The organism is Variovorax sp. SG517, assembly GCF_013376045.1.
GTDB lineage: Bacteria > Pseudomonadota > Gammaproteobacteria > Burkholderiales > Burkholderiaceae_C > Variovorax.
On record NZ_JABMJG010000004.1, the window covers coordinates 623,471 to 638,940 of the forward strand.

Genomic DNA, 15,470 nt, shown 5'->3' on the forward strand with positions numbered 1-15,470 from the left:
CTTGTGGGTGTACGTTTTGGAGAAGACGGAGGATTCAGGGACGCTGCCAACGCAGCAGCCGTTGTTCAGCAAAGGCCAACAGCGCATTGCTCACGAAGCCGATCAGCCCCAGCAGCACGATGCCCGCGAACAGGTCGCTCGCCCGGAAGGCGCGCGCCGCCAGCAGGATGGCCTGCCCCAGGCCGCTTTGCGAGGCGATCATCTCGCCCACTACCGCGACGATCAGCGCGATGGTCAGCGCGAGCCGCATGCCGGCGAGGATGTCGGGCATCGCGTTGGGCAGGCCCATCTTCCAGATGTACGCCGCGCGCGACATCTGCAGGCAGCGCGCCACTTCCGACAGGCGCGGCTCCACGGCCGCGAAGCCGTGCACCGTGGCCAGCAGCACCGGCCACATCGCCCCGAAGGCGACCACGAAAAGCACCATGCCCGGGTTCAGCCCGAAGATGGAGATGGCCAGCGGCAGCAGCGCCGAGGCGGGCAGGGGGCGGATGAACTCGAGCGTGGGCTGCACCCATGCGCGCACCGATGGCGACACGCCGATGGCCGCGCCCAGCAGCACGCCGAAGAGCGAGGCCAGCAGCCAGCCTTCGATCATCCGGCCCACGGTGGCGCGCGTGAAGCCGAGCAGCTCGCCGCGGCCATTGCCGCTTCCCGAAAGATTCAGTCCTTCGAGCAGGCTCGCGAAGGTAGCCTGCGGCGTCGGCAGGAACACGCGGCTCACCCAGCCCGCGTTGCTCGCGATCCACCACAGCGCGACGAGCGAGAGCAGCACGCCCAGCGATCCGACCCTGTAGAGGCCGATGCGGCTGTCGTTCATGACGGCACCCCCATGCGCCGCGACACGGCGCGCTGCAGCATCAGCATGCCCGCGTTGACCGCGAAGCCCACGACGCCGATCCAGCCCAGCCAGGCGAGCATCAGCGCCGGGTCGAAGCTCTGCTGCGCAATCATCATCGCGTAGCCCATGCCGTTCGGGTTGGCCGCGATCTCCACCGTCACTGCCACCACCAGTGCCACCGCCACGCCGAGGCGCAATGCGACGAAGAGGCGCGGCACGATGGCCGGCAGCACGATCTTGAAGGCCCGCTCTCGCGCCGAGAGCCCTAGCACGCGGCTGACTTCGAGCAGGCGCGGCTCCACCTGCTGCACCGCCGCCTGCACCATCACCAGCAGCGGCCAGAAGGTGGCGAAGGCGACGATGGCCAGTTCCATGCGCACGCCGAAGCCGAAGGCCAGCATCGCCAGCGGAATCAGCGCGACCGAAGGCACGGGCCGAAGCACTTCGATGGAAACCGAGCCGAGCTGCGCCGCACGGCGCGAGAGGCCGAGCGCCACGCCCAGTGCGATGCCGAGCACCGCGCCCAGCAGCAGCCCGAGCGCGGCGGTGCCCAGCGTGAAGCCGGTGGCCGTCCAGAGCGAGCCGTCCATGGCGGCGCCCACGAAAGCCTTCGCTGCGGCGCTGGGCGGCGCGAGCGCATCGCTGCCAAGGGCCGCCGCGCGCCGCGCATACCACTCGAAGGCGCCGACCAGCAGCGCGGGGAACACCCACGGCCGCAGCCAGCGCAAGAGGCGGCCGTCAGTCATGGCCCTGCTCGATGAAGGCGAAGAGTTCGCGGCGCAAGTGCAGGTATTCCGGATGCTCCTTGGTCGAGAGCTGGTCGCGCGGGCGCGGGATCTTCACGTCGATCATCCGCGCGAGGCTGGGCCTGCCCGGCCCCGGGTTGGCCTGCAGCGCGATCACGCGGTCGCCGAGGTAGATGGCTTCCTCCAGGTCGTGCGTGACGAAGAGGACGGTGAGCCCATCCTCGCGCACCAGCCGCGCGAGCTCGTCCTGCAGGCTCTGGCGCGTGAGCGCGTCGAGCGCGCCGAAGGGCTCGTCCATCATCATCAGCTCGGGCTTCTGCGCGAGGCAGCGGGCGATCTGCGCGCGCTGCTGCATGCCGCCCGACAGCTGCACCGGAAACTTGTGCGCGTGCTTCGCGAGGCCGACCTTGCCGAGCACGTCGGCGATGCGCGGTGCACGCTCCACGGAGGGCACGCCGGCCGCTTCGAGCGCGAGGCTCACGTTGCCTTCCACCGTGCGCCAGGGCAGCAGCGCGCGGCCGTAGTCCTGGAACACGAAGGCCACTTCGCGCGAAGGCTCGGTCATCTTCACGCCATTGCGCCGCACCTCGCCCGCGCTGGCCGTGACCAGCCCGCTGGCCGCGCGCAGCAGCGTGGTCTTGCCGCAGCCGCTGGGGCCGACGATGCAGACGAACTCGCCGCGCGCCACGTCGAACGAGGTGGGCGAAAGAATCTCGCGCCCGCCGAGGCGGATGGTCACGCCGTCGAAGCGCAGGAAAGGCGTGGCATGCGCCGCGGTGCCGGCCGGTGCGTGGAAGGCGCCCGGCTGCAATGCAGCGCGCGCGGTGAGCGGGGCGGGTGCTGCGATCACTTCGCCACCAGCTTTGCCACGTCGATGTTCGTCTTGAGCATCTCCTGCTCCTTCATCAGCCCGGTCCAGTAGGAAAGCTGCTTGTCGGTTACCACGGGGCCGGGCGGCGAGACCTGCACCTTGGCGAGCACTTCGGGCGGCAGCTTGATGTATTTGCCGATGGATGCGCGCACCTTGGCATCGTTCTTCGGCTGCTGCATGAACGCAGCCGCTTCGACCAGCGACTCGCGGAAGGCGCGCGCCGCCGCCGGGTTCTTCGCCACCCACTCGCGCTTGGCCGCGTGCACGATGGTCTGGTTGTTCTCCGGCAGGAAGGTCGAGTAGTACGAGGCCACGTAGCCCGCGCCGCTCTCGGTGATGCGGCTCATGAACGGGTCGGCCGACACCACCGCGTCGACCGAGCCGCCGCGCAGCAGGTCGGCGTGCTGCGGGAATGCGGCCTCGACGAAGTTGACCTTGCGGTAGTCCACGCCGCTGTCCTTCAGCCATGCGCGGAAGGTCACGTGCAGGAAGGCGCCCAGGCCCGGCACGCCGATCTTCTTGCCCACGCAGTCCTGCGCGCTCTTGATGCCCGAGCCCGCGCGCGCCACCAGGCCGAAGCCGGTGATGGTCTTCGAGGTGAGGCCGCCGCCGGCCACCAGCACCAGGTCGAGCCCGCCGTCCACCGCCTGCAGGAACACCGAGGGCGTGGGGCCGCCGATCTGCAGCGAATCGGACTGCAGTGCCGCCGGGATGGTCGAGTTCAGCGGAATGAACTTCAGCTCCACGTCGAGGCCGCGCTTCTTGAAGTAGCCCTCCTCGGCGGCCACGAACACCGATGCGAAGTCGGTCACGGCCGTATAGCCGAACACGATCTTCGTGGTGGACTGTGCGCGCGAAGGCAGCGCCGCGGCAGCCGACGCCGCGGCGAGCGCCGACAGCAGGGTGCGTCGTTTCATCATGTCTTCTGTCTCCTGGGGGTGGTTTTCTTCTGCGATGGCTTGGCGGCCTTCGGGCGCGGCAGCGCGGCGCGCAGGCCGCCGACGATGAAGTTCACCAGCATCGGTGCCACGGCCGGGTCGGCGCGCGTGTTCTCGCCGCGCGAGAGCCGTTCGATGCGGCTGTCGTTCAGGTGGTGCAGCAGCGAGCCCAGCGCGAACTGGTAGCCCCAGGCGGCCTGGCTGCGCGTGGCGTGCGGCATCGCAAGGTGCAGCGCGTCGATGTAGGCCTCGGCCAGCGGATCGAAGTAGGCGCGCAGCACGCGGTCGGCTTCCTCGGTGGCGTGGTAGAGCTCGCGCGCCACCAGCAGCGCGTAGTACTCGCCCTCGGCGCTCGCGCGCAGCGCCAGCACGGGCGCGGTGAAGGCGTCAATGATGCGCGGCAGCGTGCGCGCGTCATCGGGGTCGATGTTCACGGCGGCCAGGCCCGCCAGCCGCGCCTCGATGGAATGGCCCCAGTGCTCGAAGATCGCGTGGAAGAGCTCGTGCTTCTGGCCGTAGTAGTAGCCCACCAGCGCCAGCGGAACGCCGGCCTCCTCGGCGATCTGGCGGATCGTCACCGCGTGGTAGCCGTGCTGCGAAAAAAGCTTCTCGGCCGCCAGCAGGATCGCCTGCTTGCGGTCGGGCCGCGCAGTCTCGATGGCGACTGCGGCGGCTGCCTGTGCCGGTGCGCGCGAGACCTGGCGCTTTGCGGTGGGTGTGCGGGTGCTCATCGGGGGCGTATTGAACGCTTGTACAAAAACATTGAACACGCGTACAAACCCTGAGGTCAACCCTCATTGAGCACGGTCGTTCGCGGCGCTACGCTCGTGCAATGCACGCTCCCAACATCCCCCAGATCCGCCTCTACCAGGACTGGCTGCGCGAGACGCGCGGCCTCGCATTCGACAGCTACGACGCCCTGTGGCGCTGGTCCGTCACCGAGCTCGACGCCTTCTGGCAGAGCATCTGGGACTACGCCCGCATCGAATCGCCCACGCCGCACACCGCGGTGCTCGCCGAATCGCGCATGCCCGGCGCACGCTGGTTCCCCGGCGCGCAGGTCAACTACGCACGCGAGGTGCTGCGCCACGTCGATGCGGCCCATGCGGCAGGCATGCCCGCGATCGTGAGCGACAACGAACTGGGCCAGGTGCGCGAGATGTCGTGGCCCGAGATGCGCCGGCAGGTCGCGTCGGTCGCGCTCACGCTGAAGTCGTTGGGCGTGAAGCGCGGCGACCGCGTCGCGGCCTACATGCCCAACGTGCCCGAGACCATGGTGGCCTTTCTCGCGTGCTCCAGCATCGGCGCGATCTGGAGCGTGTGCGCGCCCGACATGGGCACGGCCGCCGTGGCCGACCGCTTCCGCCAGATCGAGCCGAAGGTGCTGATTGCCGTCGACGGTGTGCACTACGGCGGTAAGCCGCTGGACCGCAGCGCGGTGCTGCAGGAACTGCGCGGCCAACTGCCCAGCGTGCGGAAGCTGCTGCTCGTGAAGTCGCCGTACGCTGCCAGCACCGTGCTTCACGACGTCGAGTGGACGCAGGCCATCGCGCGAGACGACGCCAATGTCGCCGCCTTCGAGCCCGAATGGCTGCCCTTCGACCACCCGATCTGGATCGTCTATTCGAGCGGCACCACCGGCCTGCCCAAGCCCATCGTGCACGGGCAGGGCGGCATCATCCTCACGATGCACGCCTGCGGGCTGCACAACGACGTGGGCGCGAGCTACGGTGCCAACAACTTCGGCGAGCGCTACCACTGGTACAGCTCCACCGGCTGGGTCATGTGGAACTCGCAGCTCTCGGGCATGGCCTTCGGCGCCACCATCTGCATCTACGACGGCAATCCGGCGGGCAGCAAGGAGAAGCCCGACTGGGGCGTGTTGTGGCGCTTCGTGGCGCGCCACAAGGTCACCTTCTTCGGCGCGGGCGCGGCCTACTTCACCAACTGCATGAAGGCCGGCCTCGTCGCGAAGGAGTGCGGCGACCTCTCGCGCGTGCGCGCGCTGGGCAGCACCGGCTCGCCGCTGCCCGAGGAGGTGCAGCGCTGGGGCTCGAAGCAGATCCTCGACGCGGGCTCGAAGGAGGTGTGGTGGTGCAACATCTCCGGCGGCACCGACTTCTGCGGCGCCTTCGTCGGCGGCAACCGCGACCTGCCCGAAGTGCCCGGGCAGATGCAGTGCCGCGAGCTCGGCCACGCGGTCGAGGCCTGGAACGAACAGGGCCAGCCCGTCATCGGCGAAGTGGGCGAGCTGGTGTGCACCAAGGCCATTCCGTCGATGCCGCTGTACTTCTGGGGCGACGAGGGCAACGCGCGCTACCTCTCGAGCTACTTCGACACCTACCCCGGCGTCTGGCGCCACGGCGACTGGATCAGGATCGGCGAGGACGGCGGCTGCATCATTTACGGCCGCAGCGACGCCACGATCAACCGCCAGGGCCTGCGCATGGGCACCAGCGAGATCTACAGCGCGGTCGAGGGCCTGCCCGAGGTGCTCGACTCCATGGTGGTCGACCTCGAATACCTGGGCCGCGACAGCTACATGCCGCTGTTCGTGGTGCTGCGCCCCGGCGTGGCGCTCGACGGCGCCATGCGCGCGAAGATCGACAACGCCATCAAGACATCGCTGTCGCCGCGCTTCGTGCCCAACGACATCTTCCAGGTAGCCGAGATACCGCGCACGCTCTCGGGCAAGAAGCAGGAGCTGCCGATCAAGAAGCTGCTGCTGGGCCAGCCGATAGAGAAGGTGGTCAACCGCGAGGCCATGGCCAACCCCGGCAGTCTCGACTGGTACGTGGCTTTTGCCGCGCAGCGTGCGCAGACCGCCTCCGCATAATGGGTCGCATGAAAAGACGAACCAGCCTCCTCATGTTCTCCGCCATCGCGGGTGCCTCGCTGCTGAGTGCGTGCGCCATGCCTTCATCGCCGTCGGCGGGCGGCAGTGCGGCGCAGCTGCGCGTGACCGGCACGGTCACCTACCGCGAACGCATCGCGCTCGACCCCGCGGCCGACATCGTGGTGCAGCTGCTCGACGTGTCGCTCATGGACGCGCCTTCGAAGGTCCTCGCCGAACAGCGCATCAAGGCCAACGGCAGGCAGGTGCCCTTCGCCTACGAGCTGAAGGTGGATGCCGCGCGCATCGATCCGCGCATGCGCTATGCGGTGTCGGCGCGCATCACGCGCGGCGAGCAGCTCCTCTTCATCAACGACACGCAGTACCCGGTGCTCACGGAAGGCGGCGCCACCAGCGCGGACCTCGTGCTGGTGCGCGTCACCCAGGCGCCGCGCTAGGCCCGGTCACGACATCACCAGCTCGTAGAGCACCATGCGCGTCTGCCGGCCGCGCAGTTCCACCTGCTCCTCGATGCGCCGCGTATGCAGCCGGCCGCCGAGGCCCGCGAAGGTGGTCTCGGACATCAGCGCCAGGGTGCCCAGCTGCTTGTTGATGCCTTCGATGCGGCTTGCCACGTTGATCGCATCGCCGAAGGCGGTGTAGGACAGCCGGTCGTTCGAGCCCAGCACCCCCGCGATCACCGTGCCCGTGTGGATGCCCACGCGGGTGCGGAACTCGGGCAGACCCTGCTCGACCCACTTGCGGTTGAGTTCATCCATCTCCACGTGCAGCTCCAGCGCGGCCAGGCAGGCCTTGTACTCCGCGTCCTTCAGGTCCGAGGGCGCGCCCCACAGCACCATGATGCCGTCGCCGATGAACTTGTCGACCACGCCGCCGTGCCGCGCGAACACGCCGGTCGCGAGATTGAAGTATTCGGTGAGCATGCCCACCAGCACGTCGGGGTCCAGCGATTCCGAGATCGAGGTGAAGCCCTCCACGTCGGTGAACATCACCGTCACGCGCCGCGGCGAGCCCGAAGGGCCGAGTGCGTGGCCTTCGTCGATCAGCTGGTTGATGATGTCCACCGGCACGAACTTGCTGAAGGCCTTGAGGCTGCGCGCCGAGTCGTCGAGTGCCTGGTCGAGATGCTGGATCTCGAGCACGCGGCTCGGCTCGCGCGGCAGGTTGTCGAGCTCCAGCAGGCCGATGCGCCGCGCGATGTGCGAGAGGTTCTCCACCGGCGCCGTCACCAGCTTCGACAGCTTCAGCGACATGAACAGCGCGACCGCGAGGAAGGTCACCGCCAGCCCCAGGCCCCACAGCACCGCGCGATGCAGGTCGCCGAGCAGCATGTCCTCGGGCACCCAGCTCACCAGCTGCCAGCCGGTGCTCGGAATGCGCGATGTCTGCACGAGGTAGCGGCGGCCTTCGTAGCTGAATGAGAACGCGGTGTCGCTGCCGCCTCCCGCGGTACCGGCCTTCACCATGTGCGCATGCAGTGCGCCGAGCACGCCGCTGGGCGGCTCCAGCTTGTGCAGCACGCCGGGCAGGTCGCTGCGCGCAAGCACGTGGAAGTCGGCGCTCAGCAGCGCGCTGTCGCCGTAGCCGTCGCTGCTGAACTGGCGCACGAACTCCGAGAGCCGCCCGAGCGACACATCGCCTGCGACCACCAGCGCCTGCGGGCTGTTGTCCGGATAGCGGCGCTGGCTCGGCAGCGCGTAGGTCACGCCGAGCTCCTGCGCGGCGGCGAACACGTAGGGCTGCGTCCAGACCGGCCCGCCCGCCTTTCGGGCTTGGAGGAACCAGCCGCGCTGCGTCGGGTTGTAGTCAGTGCGCAGGGATGCGATGTGCTGCGTGGCGTAGCGCTGCTGGGCGTCGGCCTCGGCGTCCAGCGGCAGCTTGTATTGCCAGGTCTCGGTGGTGAAGCCGTCGCCGAGCTCGATGTGGCGCATGGCCGGCACGGGGTAGCGCAGGGCCATCAGCATCCGGCCCTTCTCGTTGCTCACGTAGATGCTGTCGAGCTCGGGCGACTGCTGCAGCAGCGTCCAGAGCAGCTCCGCCGTTCGTTCCGACTGCTCGCCCGCCGGCTGCAGGCTGGGTGCGGTGCCTACCGCATTGACGACCGACTCCGCCTTGTGCAGGAAGGCCAGCACCTTGTCCTCGGTGCGGTCGTGGTTGGACTTGTGCGCCGACACGCCGATGCGCGAGACCAGCCTCTGCGAGCCCCAGTAGCCCAGCGACACCAGCAGCAGCGACTGCGCCAGCGCCACCGCGCTCACGATGGTGCCCACGTCGACCCTGAAGCGCCGCGAGCGCCCCGCGGGTGTGACGAGCGCGGCCGCGGACGGCGACGCGCCCCTGGCGGATTCGATCGACGGCTTTCCCGCCGCTTCCGGATTCCCGGACGAGTTCTTGTTCATACAGCTCCCTGGCGACCACTCGGCGCGCCCGCTGCACCGAGGCCGCGGGCCGGCTTCCGCCAGGGCCACGGCCCCGATCGTGGTGCCGGAGTCCGTGGCTGCGCGGAAGCGGCCGTGATTTTCGCTCCACTTCGGCCTGCCGTGCGGTACTGCCCAGTCCCACGATGCCACGGCCCTGTATAGACCGGTGCCGGAGAACTGCCGGGGAAACTGCAGGAGGGCGGCGCGTCAGCCTGCGTCGTGGAAGATGATGCCCAGCGTATGCCTGCGCCCCGATCGCACGCGGCTCACGCCGTGGCGCATCGTCACGCGGTAGCTGCCGCGCGTGCCGGCCACGGGCCTCTGGTTGACCGCGAAGATCACCGCCTCGCCCTGCGCGAGCGACACCACCTCCGCGCGCGACTGCATGCGCGGGCGCTGCTCTGTCAGCACGAACTCGCCGCCGGTGAAGTCGCGGCCCGGCTCGCTCAGCAGCACCGTGAGCTGCAGCGGGAACTGCAGGTCGCCGTACAGGTCCTGGTGCAGGCAGTTGTAGTCGTCCTCGCCGTAGCGCAGCAGCAGCGGAGTGGGGCGCTCCTGGCCCGCCGCATGGCAGCGCGCGAGGTACGCGTCGTGCTGCGCCGGATAGTCGGCAGGCTGGCCCATCGCCGCCGCCCAGGCGTTGGCCAGCGGCGCGAGGTGCTCGTAAAGCGCGCTGCGCCAGGCCGCCAGCTTCGGCGGCAGCGGATAGGCGAAGTACTGGTACTCGCCCTGGCCGAAGCCATGGCGCTGCATCACCACGCGGCTGCGGAAATGGCGGGGCCGGTCGTACATGGCCACGAGTGCCGCGCATTCGGTCGGGGTGAAGAGCGCGGTGCCGGTGGCGGCGCAGCCGCGCGCGGCGATGTCGGCTTCGATGCGGGGCCAGTCGAGCGCTTCGACCAAAGAGGCTGGGGTTGCTGTCATGCCTGCAGTGTTGCCTGTTCCGCGCGTCATGGCTCGCCGTTTCCGGACGCTGCTTTCCGCACCGGTCGGGCATCGCGGGCTTTGCAGGCGAAGCGCAGGCAGGCGGGGGTTTTGAGCGATCATCCGCCCATGGCAAGACAAAAAACCGCTGCGCGCGACAGCGCCCCCGGGCAGTTGGTGCAGGGCCGCCCGGTGGCCGTGCTGGGACGCGGCATGGCGCTGGTCAAGGTCGGCAAGGCGCCGCGTCCGCAGGTGCGGCCCGAGGACAACACCACCGTTCTCATGAAGAAAGCTGCCCGCGCGCTGGGCAAGCCGGGCATCGACAGGTCGGTGGTCTTTCGCGGGCCCAACGCGGCCAAGGTGTACGCCTACTCGGCCTATCCGCCCGACCCGAGCAAGATCGTGCGCGAGGCGGCCGACGGCACCAAGGTGATCGGCCGCATGGTCGACGGCAGGTTCCGCGCGAGCAAGGCGTGAGCAGCCGGCCGCCGAAGCTCGAGAAGCTGCTGGAGCAGACCCAGGGCCCGCGCCCGGTGGCCTTCGTGCTGGCCGGCCACAACGGCTCCGGCAAGTCGACGCTCTGGTATTCGCGCCTGGCGCCCTCGCTGCGCCTGCCGCTGGTCAACGCCGACCGGATGATGATGTCCATCCTGCCCGACGCCGACCCCTCCACCGGACACATCCCGCCGTGGGCCCAGCGCCTGCGCGACGACGACGAGCGCTGGCAGATCCTTTCGCAAAAGGGCGTGCGTGCCTTCAAGAGCCTGGTGATGGACCAGCGCATGCCTTTCGCATTCGAGACCGTGTTCTCGCACTGGAAGCCGCTGCCCGGCGGCGGCCACGAGTCGAAGGCCGACGACATCCGCGCGATGCAGGAGGCGGGCTACTTCGTCGTGCTGCTCTTCGTGGGGCTGGTGTCGGTGGACATGTCGGTCTTCCGCGTGAGCACGCGCAAGCAGCAGGGCGGCCACGACGTGGACCGCAGGAAGCTCATCGAGCGTTTTCCCCGCACGCAGGCGGCGGTCGGCCACGCTGCGCAGATCGCCAACATGACGCTGATGTTCGACAACAGCCGATCGCAGAAGGACGCCTTCTCGCTGGTGCGAGCGCAGGCGAAGAAGTCGGTGCTGTTCGACGCGCGCGATCCGCAGTTCGACGTCGACCCGGAGCTGCGCGCCGTGTGCGACCCGTGGCTGGAGAAGGTCGCGGGGCCGTTCAGGCCGCAGCGCGCTTCGCCGCCGAAGAAGGCGTCGCCCCCGGCTGTCGCGCCTGCTCCAGCAGCCAGTCGCTGAAGAACTTCAACAGCGGCCGCTGGTCGGCCCGCTCGGGCGTCACGAGGTAGTAGTTGCGCTCGCCCGAGAGCGGCCGCGCGCAGGCCACCACCAGTTCGCCGCGCGCGAGTTCGTCGGCCACCAGCATCGTCGGCATCAGCGCCACCCCCAGGCCGTGCGAGGCGGCCGCGGCCAGGATGGAGAACAGCTCGTAGCGCGGGCCGCCGCGCGCATTGGGCGCGTCGATCTGCTGCGCGTCGAACCACTGGCGCCAGCCGTCGGGGCGCGTGCTCTGCTGCAGCAGCGGCATCTTCGCGATGGCGGCGGGCGTCACGGCCTTGCCGCGCGGAAGAAGGGCGGGGCTGCACACGGGCACCACGTCCTCGTGCATCAGCAGCAGTGCGCGCGTGCCGGCCCAGTTCTCGACCTGCGCGGGCGTGCCGGCGTACAAGGCGGCGTCGAACTCGGCGTCGGCGAAGAGAAAGGGGCGGGTGCGCGTCTCGATGTGCACCACCACGTCGGGCTGCAGCGCCGCGAAGCCCTTCAGGCGCGGCATCAGCCAGCGGGTGGCGAAGGTGGGCACGGCCGCCAGCGAGAGCGAACCGCCTTCGCCCTGGTGCGCCATGGCGTCGAGCGTGTCGCGCTCCATCGCTTCGAGCCGTTTGCTGATCTGCCGCGCATAGGCCGCGCCGCTGGCCGTGAGCGCCACGCCGTGCCGCGTGCGACGGAACAGCGCCACGCCCAGGAAGCCTTCGAGCGTGCCGATCTGGCGCGACACCGCGCTCTGCGTGAGGGCGAGCTCCTGCGCGGCGCGCGTGTAGCTCTCGTGGCGCGCGGCGGCGTCGAAGCACACCAGGGTCTGCAGGGGCGGGATCTTGCGGCGCATGTATGCCTCGGCTGTATGTATGGATCCGACGGCTCGTCAATGGAAGAGCCGCCCGAACATCTTGCAAGACATTCTACGAACGCATATCTGGGTGCGGAATCCTCGTTTGCGTCATGGCCGGTGCGTGGCTAGCATCGCCTGATTCCCCTCCTTTCTTTTTCCTCCCCCTTTTCCGGAGACAGCCACATGGCCGCCAAAGCGCAATTCCACTGGGACGACCCCCTTCTTCTCGACCAGCAGCTGACCGACGAAGAACGCATGATCCGCGACGCGGCCAACGCCTACTGCCAGGAGCGCCTCGCGCCCCGCGTGCTCGAAGGCTTCCGCACCGGCGAGACCGACCCCGCCATCTTCCGCGAGATGGGCGCCCTCGGCCTGCTGGGCCCGACCATCCCCGAGCAGTACGGCGGCCCCGGCCTCAACTACGTGGCCTACGGCCTGATCGCCCGCGAAGTCGAGCGCGTCGACTCGGGCTATCGCTCGATGGCCAGCGTGCAGAGCTCGCTGGTGATGGTGCCGATCTTCGAATTCGGCTCCGAAGGCCAGAAGCAGAAGTTCCTGCCCAAGCTCGCCACCGGCGAATGGATCGGCTGCTTCGGCCTGACCGAGCCCGACCACGGCTCCGACCCCGGCAGCATGGCAACGCGCGCCAAGAAGGTGCCGGGCGGCTACTCGCTCACCGGCTCCAAGATGTGGATCAGCAACTCGCCCATCGCCGACGTGTTCGTCGTGTGGGCCAAGGAAGTCAGCGAGAGCGGCGCCGTCGGCCCGATCCGCGGCTTCGTGCTCGAGAAGGGCATGAAGGGCCTGAGCGCTCCCGCCATCCACGGCAAGGTCGGCCTGCGCGCCAGCATCACCGGCGAGATCGTGATGGACGGCGTGTTCTGCCCCGAGGAGAACGCTTTCCCCGAAGTGCAGGGCTTGAAGGGCCCCTTCACCTGCCTCAACAGCGCCCGCTACGGCATCTCGTGGGGCGCGCTCGGCGCCGCCGAAGACTGCTGGCACCGCGCCCGCCAGTACACGCTCGACCGCAAGCAGTTCGGCCGCCCGCTGGCCGCCAACCAGCTCATCCAGAAGAAGCTGGCCGACATGCAGACCGAGATCACGCTGGGCCTGCAAGGCAGCCTGCGCCTGGGCCGCATGAAGGACGAAGGCATCGCCGCGGTGGAAATCACCTCGATCATGAAGCGCAACAACTGCGGCAAGTCGCTCGACATCGCCCGCATGGCGCGCGACATGATGGGCGGCAACGGCATCAGCGACGAGTTCGGCGTGGCCCGCCACCTGGTGAACCTCGAAGTGGTCAACACCTACGAAGGCACGCACGACATCCACGCGTTGATCCTGGGCCGCGCCATCACGGGCATCGCAGCTTTCGCCAACTGAGCCGCATGACCAAGCCCGCAGCACTCGACGGCATCAAGGTCCTCGATCTGTCCCGCGTGCTCGCGGGCCCGTGGTGCACGCAGATCCTTGCGGACCTGGGCGCCGACGTCGTCAAGATCGAGCGCCCCGGCGTCGGCGACGACACGCGCACCTGGGGCCCGCCCTTCATCAAGGACGCGGACGGCAACGACACCGACCAGGCCAGCTACTTCACCGCCTGCAACCGCAACAAGCGCTCGGTCACGGTCGACATGGCCACGCCCGACGGACAGGCGCTGCTCAGGCAGATGGCGGCGCAGGCCGACATCGTGGTGGAGAATTTCAAGACCGGCGGCCTGAAGCAGTACGGCCTCGACCACGAGAGCCTGCGCGCGGCCAACCCGCGCCTCATCTACTGCAGCGTGACCGGCTTCGGCCACGACGGCCCGTATGCCGAGCGCGCGGGCTACGACCTGATGATCCAGGCCATGACCGGCATGATGAGCATCACCGGCCGCCCCGACGACGTGCCCGGCGGCGGCCCGCTGCGCGTGGGCGTGGCGCTGACCGACCTGTTCACCGGCGTCTACGCCAGCACCGCCATCCTCGCGGCGCTGCAGGTGCGCGATCGCACCGGCGAGGGCCAGCACATCGACATGGCGCTGCTCGACGTGGGCATGGCCATCCTCGCCAACCAGGCCAGCGCCTTCCTCAACACCGGCAAGGCGCCCGGACGCCAGGGCAACACGCACCCCAGCCTCGCGCCCTACCAGGACTTCCCGACGAAGGACGGCGCGATGCTGCTGGCCATCGGCAACAACGGGCAGTTCGCGCGCTTCTGCGAAGCCGGCGGCCACCCCGAGTGGGCGACCGACGCGCGCTTCGCCACCAACACGCTGCGCGTGAAACACCGCGGCGTGCTGATTCCGATGATGGAAGAACTCACGCGCACCCGCACCACGGCCGCCTGGGTCACGCTGCTCGAAGACAAGGCCGTGCCCTGCGGCCCGATCAACGACATCGCGCAGGCCTTCGACGACGCGCAGGTCAAGGCGCGCGGCCTGGCGGTCACGCTGCCGCGCGACGCGGGCGACGGCATCGCCAGCATCACCGGCGTGGCGAGCCCGTTGCGCCTCTCGGCCACGCCTCCGGTGCTGCGCCACGCGCCGCCGGCGCTGGGCCAGCACACGCAGGAGGTGCTGGCGGAGATGGGCATCGACGCAGCCCGCTTCGAGGCCCTGCGTTCGGCCGGCGTCGTCTGAACTGACGAGGCCCGCATGGCGAACCCGATGCGCCAGCCACCGTTCTCGGTGCTGCGCATCGACCACGTCGTGCTGCGCGTGAAGGACGCCGAACGCGCCATCGCCTTCTACTGCGGCGTGCTGGGCTGCACCGTCGAGAAACGCCGCGACGACCTGGGGCTCGTGCACCTGCGCGCCGGCGCGAGCCTGATCGACCTCGTCACGGCCGACGGTCCGCTGGGCAGGCAGGGCGGGGCGCTCGCGGGCACGGAAGGTCGCAACGTCGACCATCTCTGCCTGCGCATCGAGCCCTTCGACGAAGCGGCAATCCGCGCGCTGATGGCGCAGCACGGCGTGGCGGTGCAGGGCGAGGTTCAGAACAACTTCGGCGCCGAGGGCAACGGCCCCTCGATCTACATCGCCGACCCCGACGGCAACAGCGTCGAGCTCAAGGGCCCTGCGGCGGCCTGAGAGTTCCTTTCTTTTCCTTCTTCTTTTCCCGCCAATTTGTACGCCACTGTGTCTGCACGACGCAGTGAACACATGCGCATGCAAATCGGCAGGTGGCTCGACACATCGCGGATACAGCCCGCCGATGTAATTCCTGCATCGCTTCCGACGCACACCGCACGAAGCGATGCGGTCCCCGACAACCGGGCCTCATTCCGAACCACCTTCCATCCAAAGGAACCACCATGACCGACAAGCAAGTCCTCTACACCGGCAAGACCCACACCACCGGCGGCCGCCTCGGCGCATCGCGCAGCAGCGACGGCCACCTCGACATCCAGCTCTCGCCTCCCGGCGGCAACGGCACCGGCACTAACCCCGAGCAGCTGTTCGCGGCCGGCTGGTCGGCCTGCTTCATCGGCGCGATGGGCAAGGCCGCTGGCGCGCTGAAGGTCAAGCTGCCGGCCGACCTGTCGGTCGACGCCGAAGTCGACCTCGTGCTCGAAGAGGGCCAGTATTTCCTGCAGGCCCGCCTGAACGTGAGCCTACCCGGCCTCGACCGCGAGACCGCGCGCGCGGTGGTCGACACCGCGCACCAGACCTGCCCCTACTCGAAGCTCACACGCGGCAACATCGAGGTGGAGTTGAACCTGGTCTGACAGG

General features: G+C 69.1%; 16 protein-coding genes. 8 read left to right on the forward strand and 8 right to left on the reverse strand.

What is annotated here, in order from left to right; translation table 11 throughout:
• Positions 1-34: 34 nt before the first annotated feature.
• From FHT32_RS15620 to FHT32_RS15640, 5 genes are read right to left on the reverse strand one after another with little or no spacing between them, the layout of a single operon-like run.
• A complete protein-coding gene (locus tag FHT32_RS15620) occupies positions 35-820 on the reverse strand; it encodes an ABC transporter permease (protein ID WP_176665503.1) in 786 nt (261 codons plus the stop codon).
• Positions 817-1,587 (reverse strand): ABC transporter permease, encoded by a 771-nt coding sequence (locus FHT32_RS15625; protein ID WP_176665504.1) that lies wholly within the window; start codon positions 1,585-1,587, stop codon positions 817-819. The genes FHT32_RS15620 and FHT32_RS15625 overlap by 4 nt, the downstream gene beginning before the upstream one ends.
• Positions 1,580-2,437 (reverse strand): ABC transporter ATP-binding protein, encoded by an 858-nt coding sequence (locus FHT32_RS15630; protein WP_371132183.1) that lies wholly within the window; start codon positions 2,435-2,437, stop codon positions 1,580-1,582. The genes FHT32_RS15625 and FHT32_RS15630 overlap by 8 nt, the downstream gene beginning before the upstream one ends.
• Positions 2,434-3,378, reverse strand: coding sequence for an ABC transporter substrate-binding protein (locus tag FHT32_RS15635; protein ID WP_176665505.1), 945 nt, complete (start codon positions 3,376-3,378; stop codon positions 2,434-2,436). The genes FHT32_RS15630 and FHT32_RS15635 overlap by 4 nt, the downstream gene beginning before the upstream one ends.
• Positions 3,375-4,127: a TetR/AcrR family transcriptional regulator gene (locus tag FHT32_RS15640; protein WP_176665506.1), complete on the reverse strand. Its 753-nt coding sequence runs from the start codon at positions 4,125-4,127 to the stop codon at positions 3,375-3,377. The genes FHT32_RS15635 and FHT32_RS15640 overlap by 4 nt, the downstream gene beginning before the upstream one ends.
• A gap of 101 nt (positions 4,128-4,228) precedes the next feature.
• Between FHT32_RS15640 and FHT32_RS15645 the strand changes: the two genes are divergently transcribed.
• Together FHT32_RS15645 and FHT32_RS15650 are read left to right on the forward strand one after the other, a co-directional pair.
• The gene (locus FHT32_RS15645; RefSeq protein ID WP_176665507.1) at positions 4,229-6,232 is read left to right on the forward strand and encodes an acetoacetate--CoA ligase; all 2,004 of its coding nucleotides are present in this window, start codon (positions 4,229-4,231) and stop codon (positions 6,230-6,232) included.
• A gap of 8 nt (positions 6,233-6,240) precedes the next feature.
• Positions 6,241-6,687, forward strand: coding sequence for a YbaY family lipoprotein (locus FHT32_RS15650; RefSeq protein WP_256099008.1), 447 nt, complete (start codon positions 6,241-6,243; stop codon positions 6,685-6,687).
• A 6-nt stretch (positions 6,688-6,693) separates the two neighbouring features.
• On the opposite strand, the gene FHT32_RS35305 is transcribed toward FHT32_RS15650, so the two are convergent.
• Together FHT32_RS35305 and FHT32_RS15660 are read right to left on the reverse strand one after the other, a co-directional pair.
• Positions 6,694-8,649, reverse strand: coding sequence for an adenylate/guanylate cyclase domain-containing protein (locus tag FHT32_RS35305; RefSeq protein WP_176665508.1), 1,956 nt, complete (start codon positions 8,647-8,649; stop codon positions 6,694-6,696).
• A gap of 228 nt (positions 8,650-8,877) precedes the next feature.
• A complete protein-coding gene (locus tag FHT32_RS15660; RefSeq protein ID WP_176665509.1) occupies positions 8,878-9,594 on the reverse strand; it encodes a 2OG-Fe(II) oxygenase in 717 nt (238 codons plus the stop codon).
• Positions 9,595-9,723: 129 nt separating this feature from the next.
• Between FHT32_RS15660 and FHT32_RS15665 the strand changes: the two genes are divergently transcribed.
• Entirely contained in the window at positions 9,724-10,071 is a 348-nt protein-coding gene (locus tag FHT32_RS15665) for a hypothetical protein (protein WP_218088223.1), read from the forward strand.
• Entirely contained in the window at positions 10,068-10,886 is an 819-nt protein-coding gene (locus FHT32_RS15670) for a zeta toxin family protein (protein ID WP_176665510.1), read from the forward strand. The genes FHT32_RS15665 and FHT32_RS15670 overlap by 4 nt, the downstream gene beginning before the upstream one ends.
• Here FHT32_RS15670 and FHT32_RS15675 read toward each other — a convergent pair.
• Positions 10,810-11,751, reverse strand: a complete 942-nt coding sequence (locus FHT32_RS15675) for a LysR substrate-binding domain-containing protein (protein WP_176665511.1) — start codon at positions 11,749-11,751, stop codon at positions 10,810-10,812. The genes FHT32_RS15670 and FHT32_RS15675 overlap by 77 nt on opposite strands.
• A gap of 186 nt (positions 11,752-11,937) precedes the next feature.
• Here FHT32_RS15675 and FHT32_RS15680 point away from each other — a divergent pair, with 186 nt between their 5' ends.
• From FHT32_RS15680 to FHT32_RS15695, 4 genes are all read left to right on the forward strand, one after another.
• Complete coding sequence (locus tag FHT32_RS15680; RefSeq protein WP_176665512.1) at positions 11,938-13,137, forward strand: acyl-CoA dehydrogenase; 1,200 nt, start codon at positions 11,938-11,940, stop codon at positions 13,135-13,137.
• Between the two features lie 5 nt (positions 13,138-13,142).
• A complete protein-coding gene (locus tag FHT32_RS15685) occupies positions 13,143-14,378 on the forward strand; it encodes a CaiB/BaiF CoA-transferase family protein (RefSeq protein ID WP_176665513.1) in 1,236 nt (411 codons plus the stop codon).
• Between the two features lie 15 nt (positions 14,379-14,393).
• Entirely contained in the window at positions 14,394-14,828 is a 435-nt protein-coding gene (locus FHT32_RS15690; RefSeq protein WP_176665514.1) for a VOC family protein, read from the forward strand.
• A 224-nt stretch (positions 14,829-15,052) separates the two neighbouring features.
• Positions 15,053-15,466, forward strand: a complete 414-nt coding sequence (locus tag FHT32_RS15695; protein WP_176665515.1) for an organic hydroperoxide resistance protein — start codon at positions 15,053-15,055, stop codon at positions 15,464-15,466.
• The last annotated feature ends 4 nt before the right edge of the window (positions 15,467-15,470 follow it).